The sequence below is a fragment of the Caballeronia sp. LZ032 genome (assembly GCF_031451315.1).
In the GTDB taxonomy this organism is placed as follows: Bacteria; Pseudomonadota; Gammaproteobacteria; order Burkholderiales; family Burkholderiaceae; genus Caballeronia.
On sequence record NZ_JARUXP010000003.1, the window covers coordinates 1,284,155 to 1,297,230 of the forward strand.

15 protein-coding genes are annotated in these 13,076 nt (G+C 65.7%); 4 read left to right on the forward strand and 11 right to left on the reverse strand.

The window, feature by feature from the left end; translation table 11 throughout:
- Positions 1-116: 116 nt before the first annotated feature.
- Together nudC and QCE69_RS27250 are read left to right on the forward strand one after the other, a co-directional pair.
- Entirely contained in the window at positions 117-1,040 is a 924-nt protein-coding gene (nudC, locus tag QCE69_RS27245) for an NAD(+) diphosphatase (protein ID WP_309925006.1), read from the forward strand.
- Positions 1,041-1,152: 112 nt separating this feature from the next.
- Positions 1,153-1,737, forward strand: a complete 585-nt coding sequence (locus tag QCE69_RS27250; RefSeq protein ID WP_309925007.1) for a histidine phosphatase family protein — start codon at positions 1,153-1,155, stop codon at positions 1,735-1,737.
- On the opposite strand, the gene QCE69_RS27255 is transcribed toward QCE69_RS27250, so the two are convergent.
- The 8 genes from QCE69_RS27255 to QCE69_RS27290 all read right to left on the reverse strand — a co-directional run bounded on the left by QCE69_RS27255 (position 1,734) and on the right by QCE69_RS27290 (position 9,201).
- Positions 1,734-2,465, reverse strand: coding sequence for a ribonuclease activity regulator RraA (locus QCE69_RS27255; RefSeq protein WP_309934009.1), 732 nt, complete (start codon positions 2,463-2,465; stop codon positions 1,734-1,736). The two genes, QCE69_RS27250 and QCE69_RS27255, sit on opposite strands and share 4 nt — an antisense overlap.
- Positions 2,466-2,472: 7 nt before the next feature.
- A complete protein-coding gene (gene araD, locus QCE69_RS27260) occupies positions 2,473-4,206 on the reverse strand; it encodes an L-arabinonate dehydratase (RefSeq protein ID WP_309925010.1) in 1,734 nt (577 codons plus the stop codon).
- Positions 4,207-4,239: 33 nt separating this feature from the next.
- Positions 4,240-4,911 (reverse strand): MarC family protein, encoded by a 672-nt coding sequence (locus tag QCE69_RS27265; protein WP_309925011.1) that lies wholly within the window; start codon positions 4,909-4,911, stop codon positions 4,240-4,242.
- 110 nt (positions 4,912-5,021) lie between these two features.
- Entirely contained in the window at positions 5,022-5,483 is a 462-nt protein-coding gene (locus QCE69_RS27270) for a hypothetical protein (protein ID WP_309934010.1), read from the reverse strand.
- Between the two features lie 13 nt (positions 5,484-5,496).
- The gene (locus tag QCE69_RS27275; RefSeq protein ID WP_309925014.1) at positions 5,497-5,838 is read right to left on the reverse strand and encodes a hypothetical protein; all 342 of its coding nucleotides are present in this window, start codon (positions 5,836-5,838) and stop codon (positions 5,497-5,499) included.
- A gap of 99 nt (positions 5,839-5,937) precedes the next feature.
- Positions 5,938-6,696, reverse strand: a complete 759-nt coding sequence (locus tag QCE69_RS27280) for a flagellar regulator YcgR PilZN domain-containing protein (protein ID WP_309925015.1) — start codon at positions 6,694-6,696, stop codon at positions 5,938-5,940.
- Between the two features lie 212 nt (positions 6,697-6,908).
- Positions 6,909-7,889 (reverse strand): hypothetical protein, encoded by a 981-nt coding sequence (locus QCE69_RS27285; protein WP_309934012.1) that lies wholly within the window; start codon positions 7,887-7,889, stop codon positions 6,909-6,911.
- A 226-nt stretch (positions 7,890-8,115) separates the two neighbouring features.
- Positions 8,116-9,201, reverse strand: coding sequence for an alpha/beta fold hydrolase (locus QCE69_RS27290; protein ID WP_309925017.1), 1,086 nt, complete (start codon positions 9,199-9,201; stop codon positions 8,116-8,118).
- 189 nt (positions 9,202-9,390) lie between these two features.
- On the opposite strand from QCE69_RS27290, the gene QCE69_RS27295 reads away from it, so the two are divergent.
- Positions 9,391-9,828 (forward strand): DUF2000 domain-containing protein, encoded by a 438-nt coding sequence (locus QCE69_RS27295; protein WP_309925019.1) that lies wholly within the window; start codon positions 9,391-9,393, stop codon positions 9,826-9,828.
- Positions 9,829-9,830: 2 nt separating this feature from the next.
- Here the strand turns inward: QCE69_RS27295 and QCE69_RS27300 are convergent, their stop codons facing one another.
- Both QCE69_RS27300 and QCE69_RS27305 read right to left on the reverse strand, forming a co-directional pair.
- Positions 9,831-10,658 (reverse strand): AraC family transcriptional regulator, encoded by an 828-nt coding sequence (locus tag QCE69_RS27300; RefSeq protein ID WP_309934014.1) that lies wholly within the window; start codon positions 10,656-10,658, stop codon positions 9,831-9,833.
- A 6-nt stretch (positions 10,659-10,664) separates the two neighbouring features.
- On the reverse strand, positions 10,665-11,297 hold the full coding sequence (locus tag QCE69_RS27305; RefSeq protein ID WP_309925022.1) for a TetR/AcrR family transcriptional regulator: 633 nt from the start codon (positions 11,295-11,297) through the stop codon (positions 10,665-10,667).
- 175 nt (positions 11,298-11,472) lie between these two features.
- On the opposite strand from QCE69_RS27305, the gene QCE69_RS27310 reads away from it, so the two are divergent.
- The gene (locus QCE69_RS27310; protein ID WP_309925023.1) at positions 11,473-11,745 is read left to right on the forward strand and encodes a hypothetical protein; all 273 of its coding nucleotides are present in this window, start codon (positions 11,473-11,475) and stop codon (positions 11,743-11,745) included.
- A 35-nt stretch (positions 11,746-11,780) separates the two neighbouring features.
- On the opposite strand, the gene QCE69_RS27315 is transcribed toward QCE69_RS27310, so the two are convergent.
- Positions 11,781-13,070 carry an MSMEG_0569 family flavin-dependent oxidoreductase gene (locus QCE69_RS27315; RefSeq protein WP_309934016.1) on the reverse strand — a complete coding sequence of 430 codons (1,290 nt, stop codon included), beginning with the start codon at positions 13,068-13,070 and terminating at the stop codon, positions 11,781-11,783.
- Between the last annotated feature and the right edge of the window lie 6 nt (positions 13,071-13,076).

A 13,076-nucleotide genomic window follows, 5' to 3' on the forward strand; every position in this document is an offset into this window, starting at 1 on the left:
GCGCCAAGTCCGCTACGATGCCTGACTGGCCTTGCCGCTTCCCGTCCCATGGACGCACGGCTCGCGGCATGTTCCGCTCCCCGCGCGCACTACGCACAACACGCTCGAAAAATACTATGCCCACGCCGCCTCATGCCATCGGTTTTACACTCGATCCGCTCGACCGCGTGTCGGAGAAGCGTGACGATGACGCCTTCGTCGCCACCCTGCGCGACGATCCCGCCACGCGCTTCCTGCTGTTCGTGAACAACGTGCCGCTCTTCAAGCGCGCGAACGGCCACGATCCCTTGTTCGATGCCCGCGAAGCCGCGCGGCTGGGCACGCCGCTGCAAAGCGTGTTTCTCGGCCGTGAAGCTGACCGGCGTTCGCTGTTCGCGCTGTCGTTCGAAGAAGGCGCGGCGGGTCTGGCGGGCGACGGCGTCGAAGCGGTCGAACTGCGTCCGGTCGCCATGCAGGGCCTCGTCCCGCCGCCAATGATCAGCGCCCTCGGCGAAGCGCGTTCGATGCTTGACTGGCATCGCCGCCACGGCTTCTGCGCCAACTGCGGCCAGCCGACCGATTCCGCCGGCGCCGGCTGGCGGCGCATCTGCGGCCATTGCCATGCGCAACATTTTCCGCGCGTCGATCCTGTCGTCATCATGCTCGTGACGGACGGCGAACGCTGCCTGCTCGGGCGTCAGCCGCAGTTCCTGCCCGGCATGTATTCGGCGCTGGCGGGTTTTATCGAACCGGGCGAGACCTTCGAGCACGCGGTCTATCGCGAAGTGCTCGAAGAAGCGGGCATCCGCTGCACGGACGTGCGCTATTACGCGTCGCAGCCCTGGCCGTTTCCGTCGTCGCTGATGATCGGCTGCTTCGCGCGCGCGACTGAAACGGAGATCGTCGTCGATCAGAAGGAACTCGAGGACGCGCGCTGGTTCACGCGCGCCGAAGTGGCCGGCATGCTCGACGGCACGCATCCGCAAGGGCTTTCGGCGCCCAAGCCGTTCGCCATCGCGCATCACTTGCTGAAGGCTTTCGCCGCCGGCGAGCTGGACTGAGCGGCGGGCAGGTTCGCGGCGCGCGCCGGGCGTTCGGTGCAGAATGCGCAAGGCTGCGGCGCGCCTGTCAGAGGCGTGCGCGACGATATTAATCAGACACCGGGTGAACGACATGAACGTGAAAGACGGCGTCCAGATCTGGCTGATCAGGCATGGCGAAACAGAATGGAGCAAGTCGGGCCAGCACACCGGCACCACCGATATCGCGCTGACCGACGAAGGCCGCAAACAGGCGGCGGCGCTGGCGCCGGTCCTGGCGTCGCAGCCTTTCGATCTCGTGCTGACCAGTCCGATGAGCCGCGCCATCGAAACCTGCAAGCTTGCCGGGCTCGGCGAGCACGCGCAGGTCGAACCGGAGTTGCACGAGTGGAACTACGGCGTCTACGAAGGCCGCAAGACGCCGGATATCCGCCAGGAGATTCCGGATTGGTCGGTGTGGACCTCGCCCATTCCGCAAGGCGAGAATCTCGCCGATGTCGGCCGGCGCGCGCAGACGCTCATCGACAAGCTGCTCGGCACCGGCGCGCGCCACATCGCGCTGTTCTCGCATGCGCATTTCTCGCGCGTCTTCGGCGCGCAATGGGCGACCGGTTCGCCGTCACTGGGCGCACATCTGACCATGGACACCGCCGCAATGAGCGTGCTCGGCTTCGAGCGCGACGTGCGCGCCATCGTCAAGTGGAATCTGCTGCCCTAGCCGCGCTGTTCACGCCATTCGCGATACGCGGCGAGCGTCTGCTCGTCGGGCGGATAGGTGCCGCGTAACACCGCGCCGTCCGCCACGCGCGCCGCGAGGAATTCTTCCAGAAGTTCCTGCTCGGCCGCATCCCGCGCGACCTCCTCGGCCATGTGACGCGGCACGATCACGACGCCGTCCACATCGCCGACGACGATATCGCCCGGATACACCGCCACGCCGCCGCAGGCCACCGGCACGTTCATGTCCACGGCGTGATGCTTCGCGAGATTGAGCGGCGCGCTCGCGCCCGCGCAGAACAGCGGCAGGCCGATATCGCCGATCGTGCCGCTGTCGCGTACGCAGCCGTCCGACACCATGCCGGCGACGCCGCGCACCTTGAGACGCATCGTGAGGATCGATCCCGTCGACGCAACCGCGCGCTCGCCGCGGCAATCCTGCACCAGCACGCTGCCGGGCGGCGCGCTTTCGACCGCCTTGCGCTGCGGATGATCCGGGTCCTGGAACACGCCGACATGATCCAGATCCTCGCGCGCCGGAATATTGCGCAGCGTGAACGCCGGGCCGACCATGTTCGGCGCGCCGATCGCGGGTTTCACCAGCGGCGCGACGCCTTGCAGGAAGACATTGCGCAGGCCGCGCTTGAAGAGCTGGGTCGTGAGCGTCGCGGTGCTGACATGGCGCAGCAGGTCGAGCGTTTCGTCTGAAATGGCGATGGTCTGGGTCATGGCGGGATCAGTGAATTTCGGGTTCGTCGGGGGTGGCGGGCTGTGATTCGAGGAAGTCGAAGTCGCAGCCCTTGTCGGCCTGGGTCACGTGCAGTTGATGCATCACGCCGAAACCGCGCTCGAACGGCCGCTTCGGCGGCTGCCACGCGGCCCGGCGCGCGGCCAGTTCGTCGTCGCTTACCGCGAGATGCAGGCGCCGCGCCGGCACGTCCAGTTCGATCACGTCGCCGTCGCGCACCAGCGCCAGCGGCCCGCCGACAAACGATTCCGGCGCCACATGCAGCACGCAGGCGCCATAGCTCGTGCCGCTCATGCGCGCATCGGAGATGCGGACCATGTCGCGCACGCCCTGCTTCAACAATTTTTGCGGGATCGGCAGCTGGCCCCACTCCGGCATGCCCGGCGCGCCCACCGGCCCCGCGTGCTGCAGCACGATCACCGAATCGGCGCCGATGTCGAGCGTTTCCTCGTCGATGCGCGCGGCCATGTCGGCGTAATCCGCGAACACCACCGCCGGGCCGCGATGCCTGAGCAGGCGCGCTTCCATCGCCGCCGGCTTGATGACCGCGCCATCCGGCGCGAGGTTGCCCGTCAGCACCGCAAGGCCGTCGCGCGGCACGAGCGGGTTGTCGCGGCGGCGAATCACGTCGTCGTTGAAGATCTCCGCATCCGCGATGTTCTCGCCCAGCGTGCGGCCATTCACCGTGCGCTGCGTGCCGTCGATCAGCGGGCCCAGCTCCGCCAGCAAGGCCCGCAAACCGCCCGCGTAGAAGAAGTCTTCCATCAGGTACGCGCCCGCCGGCCGGATGTTGCCGAGCACCGGCGTCACGCGCGCCAGTTCGTCGAAACGGGCGGTCGTGAGCGGCACGCCCGCGCGCCGCGCCATCGCCACCAGATGCACGATCGCATTGGTCGAGCCGGACAGCGCCAGCACCGTCGTCACGGCGTTGTCGAATGACTTCGGGGTGAGCAGGTCGGACGGCTTCAGGTCGCTCCACACCATCTCGACAATGCGCTGCCCCGTCAGCGACGCGTGCTGCGCATGGCGCGAATCCACCGCCGGTATCGACGCGAAACCCGGCAAGGTCAGGCCGAGCGCTTCGGCGGCGCTGGTCATCGTCGAGGCGGTGCCCATCGTCATGCAATGTCCCGGCGAGCGCGCAATGCCGCTCTCGACGCCCTTCCATTCGTCCTCGCTGATCTTGCCCGCACGCAGTTCGGCCCAGTACTTCCACGTGTCCGAGCCGCTGCCGAGCGTGCGGCCCTGCCAGTCACCACGCAGCATCGGGCCCGCTGGCAGAAAGATGGCCGGCAGGTTCATGCTGATCGCGCCCATCAGCAGGCCGGGCGTGGTCTTGTCGCAGCCGCCCATCAGCACGCAGCCGTCGAACGGATAGGAGCGCAGGACTTCCTCCGCTTCCATCGCCAGGAAGTTGCGGTACAGCATGGTGGTGGGCTTCTGGAACGGTTCGGCGAGCGTCATCACCGGCATTTCGACCGGAAAGCCGCCCGCCTGCCATATGCCGCGCTTCACTTCCTCCACGCGCTGCCGGAAGTGCGTATGGCACGAGTTGATCTCGCTCCACGTATTGAGCACGCCGATGACCGGCTTGCCCAGATAGTCCGACGGGTGATAACCCATCTGCGCGGTGCGCGAGCGATGGCCGAACGACCGCAGATCGTTCACGCCATACCAGCGATGGCTGCGCAGTTCCTCCGGCTTCTTGCGATGCGTGGTCAAGCGCTGTCTCCTTTTGTTGCGGCGAACCTGCGTCTAGTGCAGTTTGAGCGGCACGGAGGCGAGCAGTTCGGAGAGTCCGAGCCAGAGAATCTGCACGCCGATGCAGAAGATCACGAAGGCGAACAGCCGCACGGCCACCTGCGTGCCGACCGTGCCGAGCAGCCGTTCCAGATGCCCGGCGAAGCGCACGCACACGTAGATGCTCGCGCACAGGATCAGCAAGCCGATGCCAACGCCCGCCAGATGCACCGGTTGCAGGCCCTGGCGCGGCGAGCCGGTGCCCAGCGCAATCGCGACGGCGATCGCGCCCGGTCCAACGGTAATCGGCAAGGTCAGCGGATAGAACGCCTTGGCGCGCAGGGACGCGCCGCTGCGCGGCTTGGGTGCGGTGTCGGCGGGATCGTCGGGGTCGGCGTCGGGGGCCTGGAGCAGCGTCCAGCCCGCCATCGCGACGACCAGCCCGCCCGCCACGCGCAGCACCGGTATCGAGATGCCGAAGAACGACAGCACATAAGCGCCGATCGACAGCGAAGCCAGCAGGATCGCAAAGCTGTTGATGGAAATGCGCCGGGCGAGTTCGGCGCGGTCGGCGTCGCCGATGTGCGGCAGCATGCTCAGCACGACGAGCGCGGTCGCCGGCGGGTTGATGATCGGGAACAGCCCGGCGACGATCACGAGAACCGTCTTGGCGAATTCGTTGAGCATGGGCGTCGTGGTCCGCGTGTGTGTTCGTTGTGAATCACGCTCGTGCAAGCCGGGACATTGTGCACGTCGAACCACGCGCTGCGCCAGACAAACGTCCGCCGCCGGAATACTCAGTCGAGATTGAAGGCGGTGATTTTCACGTCGGACTGCTTGCACGCCTTGTCGCGGCAGACGCCGCTGAACCAGATCTCGCCATTGCCGATCATCGCGCCCTGGTCGCGCACGAAGAGCGCCGCGTACTTTTGCTGCGCGACGATGTCGACGAGTTTCGGCGTGAAGATGGACGCATAGTGCGCGATGAACTCGCGCCGGGTGCGCAGCGTCATTTCCGTGCCCGCGCGATGCACCGCGACCGGATACGACACCAGCGCCGCGACGGCTTTGCTGTCGTTGGCCGCGACCGCGCGCTGCAAGCGGTCGAAGAACGCCCGATACGGCTCGTGCGCGCCGAACAGCGCGTCCATGCGGGCATCGACATCGGTTTCGGTCTGTGCGTCTTGCGCGAAGGTGGCGACGGGAAGCGCCAGCGCCGCCGCGAGCCCGATTCCGGCGAGAAGCCTGTTCCAGTTCATCGTGTCTCCGTGGTCAAGCGAACGGCGCCATGAGGACCAGCGCGCATTCGGTGAAAAACGAGCCGAGCCCCACGCCGATCAGCACGCGCGCGATGATCGTCCAGATGCGATTGTTCACGTTGCCGGCACAGCGCCACGCGAGCACGCACCACAGGAGATACAGCGCGGAACAGGCCGCGAACAGGCCCAGCATGCCGGGCCAGAACCAGACTGTGAGCAGCAGGAAGGATTCGGGAGAGAGACCGCCGGCCCAGAGGTCGAGATAGACGAACCACCACGCGAGGTGAATGGGCACGCCCAGCAACCACCAGATTTTCCAGAAGCGCTCTTCTCCGCGCCAGGCTCGACGAAGCATGCGTCGCGTCAGAGTGTAGGAGGCACGCATTTTACCAATGGATGCGTGCGGCGCCCGAAGCGGGACCCGAATGGTCGGATCAATCAGTCGACCAGTCAATCAGGCCGACAAGCTGCGGCGCCGGGCTTCCATGCGCGTGATGAGCCGCTGCAAGACGCTTTCCGCCGCGCCCGAAAGCCGCGTGAAGCGAAAGCCGACGACATAACGCACATCGCCGCGCGGCGTGTTCACACTGCGCGGCGAGACGAGCTCGATGTCGATCGACAGGATGGTGCCCGGTCCCAGATGCAGCACAACGTCCTGGAACACGGTGCCGACCCCGGTTTCCGCGAGACGCGGCGCGTCCATGCGCAACGCGATGCCGCCCAGCGACAGGTCGTGCACTTCGTAGCGGAACGCTTCGCCATCGGCGAACGCGCCTTTGGCGTAGTAGGGATCGAGAATCGGCGTCGGCACGCGGAAGTATTCGCGGCGCTGGAAGTGATAGAGCTTCTCGGGAAACGAGACCTCGAAGGCCTGACGCCCTTCGTAATCGGCGGCGCGCGCCGCCTGCGTCGTGAACTCCACCCGCACGCCTTCAGGCGCGGCCTTGAAATACAGTTGCTTTGCTTCGAGCAGCGCGCGGTTGTCGGACTCGACGCCGCCCCAGTCGAACACGATGCGCGCCTCACGCGCGTCCACTTCGAGCAATTGAGTGACGATCTGCCCGTGTCCGCTGGTGACGGTGAGCATGTCGCGGCGCAACACGAGATTGCGCAGGACCACGGATATTTCGGCGGGGATGTGTCGCGCGAAGCGTTCGTGATCTTCGGCGAATTTCTCGATGTCGGATGTATGCGGCAATGACTCGGCGAGCATGATGATCCAATCTAGTTATCGGTGTTGAGACAGCGGACTGCATGCTACTGTGAAACCCTCATACGGCATATGGTGCACTAAAAAAAACGCGGCCAGAAGGCCGGTAACAAGTAGATTTCCACGCCAATTCAGCGTTTTGCGGCTGGCCAGGTTAGTTTCTTACTATTTGCTTTCCATCAAAAATAGGCTGGGCACCGTGCCCGGCCTTGGCTTCACATCAGCTTGTCGACTTCGCTGGTCAGCGCGCGGCGCCGCAACGGCGCGAGCGCCGCGCCAAGCCGTTCACCGTGCGCTTCGGTGATGACGCGCCCGAGGATTTCGCCGAAACGCGGTTCATCGACGCCCGATATGATGTACTGCCAGCGATACGCGTCGAGCAGACCCGAGTGCACGCGCGCTTCTTCATCGGAGGACAAGGCGCGATCCAGTTGCGCGATGAAGTATTCCGCGTCGGCGGCGGCCTGCGCCTGCAACATGCCGTCGATCGCGCCAACCAGATCGATCAGGTCGCCAATGGCGGCGTCGCGTTCCGCCGCGCCGATGCGCGCGTCCTCGCGCATCCATTCCAGTTCGTCGATGATCGCGTGCTGCGATTCCTCCTTCCAGTGGAACAGGAAGATGTCCTTGAAAAGCGGCGACAGGCTGCTGTCGCTCTCCATGCTCTGCCGGTAATGCACCTGCGTGACGATCTCGATGCAGCACGTCAGCGCCAGGATCGACCAGGTGGGCTTGCCGAGCACGAAGCGCGCGACATCGTCGGCATCCGGGACGAAGCGATAGCCGGGCGGCAGCGCCTCGGCCGCGAGCGCCTCCACGCGGCGGAACAGTTCCTGATGCTTCAGTTCCTCGTCGGTGAAGCGGACGATTGCTTCGAGCGCCGTCTGATCCGACAGCGCATGCTCGCGGCCGACTTCCAGCATCTTCGCGCCGATGAAGCGCTCGATCATGCCGAACATGTTCGCGTAGGTACGGCCCTGCACCTGCGACATCAGCCGGCGTTCGGACGCGCTCAGGAACGGCAGCCGGTACACCTCGCTGAGGCCGTGCGGCATGAAGGTATGGGCGGGATCGAAATGACGGCCGCGCAGCACGTCCTGATCGATATCCCAGCGGATGCGGAGGGACACTTCGATGCACTTCGCATAGCGCTGTTGCGTAGCGGGGTGCATTGCTTGCGGGGACATTTCTTTCATGACGGCGTTCATGTATGCGGACTCCGGATGATTCAGCGTCGATCAGGACAGGCGCGCGGCCTGGGGGAATGAACAGATCGGCTGATGGAATCGTCAATCGTCGCGTCTCCGTTCTGTGGAGCATTCTCGGCAGATGGACGCGGTCGCACATGAGGCGCAAGTCCCGGACGTCGACCGGGAAAGGCTGCACCAGAGGCGGAAACCCGGGACCGGTGTCCCGGAACGGTCAGGCGGAGGGTGCGTCGAAGCCCGCGCGGCGCGCCAGCACGATGGCCTGCGCACGATTCTCGACCTCGAGCTTTGCGAAGATGCTGGTGATGTGATTGCGCACGGTCTTCTCGCTCAGCGTCAGACGCGCGGCAATCTGCGCGTTGTCGCGTCCGCCCGCCAGCAGTTCGACGATATCGCGCTCGCGCGGCGTCAGCGTCGCGAATGCGGGATCAGCCGGTGGCGTTGACGGCAGGAACGCCCGCACTTCGTCGCGCCAGCGTCGCCAGGCGGCATCGGTTTCCAGCACGAGATGGTTCTCGCTCTCCAGCGGCACGAAGCGCGCGCCGGGAATCTGGCCGGCGAGCAGGCGGCTTTCGTCGAAGGGCACGCGCGCGTCGCCGCTCGCATGCAGCACGAGCGTCGGACACTGCACTTGCGGCAGCAGGTCCACCACGTCGATCTCGTTGAAGACGCGCATGATGCGCGCCGCATTGCGCGGCGTGGTCGTGAGCCGTTCGAGTTCGTTGAACCAGTGATGCTGTTCCGGCGTGCCGCCCGGGATGAATTGCGTCGTGAAGAACTGGCGAAACGCGGGATTCTGCTTGCCCCAGCCCAGTTCCGCGAGCTTCACGAGCATTTCGGCTTCCTCTTGCTGCGCCGGATCGCGGGTGCGCTTGAGACGTCCGCGCGCATAACCGCCGTGCAGCACCAGATGCGTGACGCGCTCCGGATGCGCCACCGCATAGGCAATCGCGATGGACGCGCCCTGCGAGATGCCCAGCAGCGGAAAGCGTTCGAGGCCGCTCGCGTCGACCACCGTTTCCAGGTCGCGCAGCCACGCATTGAAGGAGATTTCGCCGACGTCGCGGTCCGACAGGCCGCAGCCGCGCTGGTCGTAGCGGATCAGCGTATGACGGCCACACAGTTCGACCATCAGATGGCTCCAGACCGGACTCGCAAAATCCAGTTCCAGATGACTGAGCCAGTTCGCGGCCTTGACGATCGGCGGACCCGAACCGCACATCGCGTAGGCGATGTGCACGCCGTCGCTCGCAGTGCAAAGGCGGATGTGCTGGCGGGGCGTGGGCGGGCGCGTCACCATCGTTCGAAAGTGTAAGTAGGGACACCATACAAGCACGAACGCCGCGCCGGACGCGCGACTGTTCATGCTTGCGCGTAATGGAATGGAAAGTCAAGAACGTAAGGCAGCGGGCGGCGTGCAACAGGATTCAAGACCTGGCCGCATGCGGCGGGTCATGATCCGGGCTTTATCGATGAAAGAGGACTGTTCGTGACGGAAGCCAATCATTCGGATCAGCCGGTGCGCCCGCAGCGTTGCGTGATCGTGGTCGACCAGGACCTGCCCGCGGGCAAGGCGGCCAATGCAGCGGCCGTGCTGGCGCTGACGGTCGGGCAGCGCCATCCGGCGCTGGTCGGCGAAGCGCTCGTCGATGCCTCGGGCTGCGCGCATCCCGGTCTTATTCCAATCGGCATTGCGGTGCTCGGGGCGGATCAGGACACGTTGTCGGCGATCCGCGACAAGGCGATCGCCGCCGCGTGCGACGTCGTCACCTTCCCGGTGCAGGGACAGCAAACCACCGACTACGGCGCGTTTCGCGATGCCGTCGCCGGTGTCGTCACCGAGGAGCTTCGCTATGTCGGACTCGCGTTGATCGGCGATCGCAAGCCGGTCAGCAAGGCGGTCGCGAATCTCGGCTTGCTCAAATAGCGTCAGGTGCGCGTGGCCGTCTTGTATGCGCCCGGCGTCACGCCGAGCATGCGGCGGAAGGTGCGCGTGAGATGCGCCTGATCCGCAAAACCGGTGGCGGCGGCGATATCCGAGAGCGCGCCGCCGTGACGGATCATCTGCATCGCGCGGCGCACGCGGGCCTGGCGCTGGTATTCGTGCGGCGTCATGCCGGTTTCGCGGCTGAACGCGCGGAACAGCCGGAACGGCGGCAGTCCCGACGCCGCCGCGATCTCCTCCAGATGCAGTTGCTCGCCGATACGCTCGTCCAGGAAACGGCGCGCCGCCGCCACCGCGCGCGGTTCGCGCGGCGTGGCGGCGATTCCCGCGCCTTCTTTCAGATGCCGTCCAACGAGCCGCGCCGCGAACGCCAGATAGCGTTCGTCGCGTTGCAGCGACGGCCCGTGCACCTCGGACGAGCGATGCACGTCGAAGAGCGCCGCGCACAGCGCCGGATCGCGGATGATCGGCCCGACGACGCCGCCTGGACGTCCCGCCGCGCGCGCGTCGCCGGTGAGCGCGCGGAGATGCGCGACATCCACGTACAGCGTGCGCTGCGTCCAGCCGGCGTCGTCGACTGGCCAGCCCGCGTGCGGTTCGTCGGCGTCGATGGCGTACAGGTCGCCGCGCCGCGCGACGAACTCCGTGCCGCGCATGCGGATGCGGATCGCGCCGCCCGTCAGCAGCGCGAAGCAGGCGGTGTCGTGCGCGTGGACGTCGTAGGAAAAGTCAGCGAAGCGCCCGCGCAACAGCTCCGCGCCGAGTTCGGGCGCGCGCCAGATTTGCGTGTCGGCTTTGGGCGTCGGCTTCATGAGGGGTCAGCGCTTCGTGCGCAGCGGCAGCGTTGCGATGAATTGATCGATCGCGGCGAACAGCGCCGGCTTGCGCACGCCGTCCTGCGCCTGAATCGACAAACCGGCGAACAGCGTCATGCACAGCGCGGCGAGCGCCGGGACATCGGTGCGGGCGTCGAGTTCGCCGGATTCGACCGCGTGCGCGAGCCGCGCCGCGACCGTGCTCGCGACCTTGCGCCGGAGCTTCTGCAATTCGGCGCGCAACTGCGCGTGTTCCGCGCCCACCGACATCGCGCCGAGAAAAATCATGCAGCCACGAGGATGCGATGTGCCGGTGAACAATTCGGTGCTGGTGCGGAACATGGCCCGCAGGCCGTCGCGTACGGATTCATGCGCCTGCAGATTCCGCAGCGCCGCGCCGCCCTCTGAGGCGACATAGAGTTCGACGGCCTCGCGGTACAGATCTTCCTTGCTGCCGAACGCCGCGTAGAGACTGGGGGAGTTGATGCCCATGGCGTCCACGAGATCGGCCATGGAACAGGTGTCATAGCCCTTCGACCAGAACACTTCCATCGCGCTTCTGAGCGCCGTTTCACGGTCGAAGCTGCGCGGACGGCCGCGCGTCTTGAGTTGCGTTTGATTAGCCAGTGACGACATGTCTCGCTCCGCCGTATCAACCGGACTGCGCCGCGCGTCATTCCTGCGCACAGCGCAATTCTGAATTATGTGTCGATCATAACAAAATAACTGGACGTCGTCTCATCCGGATGGTCAAATATCTGTGTCGATCGTTACATAATCAGCCGGTTTGAGTTCTCAGGAGTGTGTCGTCATGAAAAAGTCCTTGTCCACGCTTGCCGTCGCGTTGCTGGTTGCAAGCCCGTTCGTTGCTGCGCCCGCTTTTGCCGAGAACAACGGCACCCCCGCGCCTTATTCCGTCTTCGTCGATCAACCGACCGGCTATACCTTCGTCAAGCTGCCCGGCGGATGGAAGTTCGTCGGCGCGGTGTCGCAGGAAGAAGCGCAGCATGTGCCTTCGAACGTGTTGACGTCGGTGCTGCCGGCCGAGTCCGTCCGGTCGATCAATACCGCTTCCTCGAAATAAACCGCGTCGGGGTTGACGCGTCCTTCCCGCGTCCTTCACGCGGCCACAATCGAGACGCTCTCCGGCACGGACGCCCGCTCGGCACTGATCGCATCGACGACATGCTGAGCATCGCGCGCGACGCCCGAGAAGCGTCCCGATCCCCACGTATGCAGCCACGGCAAGCCGACGAAGTAAAGCCCCGGCAGCGCCGTCACCCCGCGCGTGTGTGACGGATAACCGCGGCCGTTGAACACCGGCGCGTCCAGCCAGCCGAAATCCGGCGTAAAGCCGATGCACCAGACAATCGACGTGATGCCGCTTGCCTGAAGGTCGAGTTCCGCGCGCTCTTCATGCGGTTGCCAGAGCGGCACGTACGGCGCGGCAGGCGGCGCCGCGATGCCATGCTTCGCGATGAAGCCGTCGATGCTCGCGTTGATGCGGTTATAGGTATCGTCCGCTTCGTCGAGGTTCTTGCGCAGGTTGGTCGCGAAGCGCAGCGTGCCGTCGCGGAAATCCTCCAGCCGCCCGAACAGTTCCATGCCTTCGAGCGCGAAGCGGCGCAAGTCGATATCGCGACCGCCATCGCGGCCCGTGACGTAGTGATTGGTGTTGTCGCGCACGCCTTCGCGCAGCGGATGATCGGTCACGGGCATGTCGTAATAGCGCATGTCCGCGAGCCAGTCCACCACGTCGCGGCCGCGATGGAAGCGCGCACAGCGCGGCGCTTCTCCCACGGCGAGATGCACCTTGCGGCCCGACAGATGCAGATCCTCGGCGATCTGCGCTCCGGACTGCCCCGAGCCGACGACCAGCACCGCGCCCGGCGGCAAGGCATCCGCATGCCGGTATTTCGACGACTGCACCTGCGCGATGCCCGGCGGCAAGCGCTCCGCCATGCGTGGCACGATCGGCGTGTGATAGCCGCCGGACGCCACCACCAGTTGATCGGCGGTGAAGTCGCCGCGCGTGCTTTTCACGTGATAGCGTCCGCCTGCATCGCGCGTCACGCGCGTGACTCCCGCGCCTTCCAGCACCGGCGCATTGACCTTCGCGATGAAGCCGTCGAGATAGGCGATGATCTCGTCCTTCTTCATGAAGCCGTGCGGATCCGCGCCGTCATACGGATGTCCCGGCAGCGCGCACTGCCAGTTGGGGGTCACGAGGCAGAACGTGTCCCAGCGCTGCGTGCGCCAGGTATGGGTGACGCTGTGCTTTTCCAGCACGAGATGATCGATCTTCGCCTGTTGCAGGAAGTGGCTGACCGACAGCCCGGCCTGCCCGCCGCCGACGACGATCACACTGACATGCTTCGGCGCAGCGCCGCCGGATTCGATGCTGGACATGGTGCG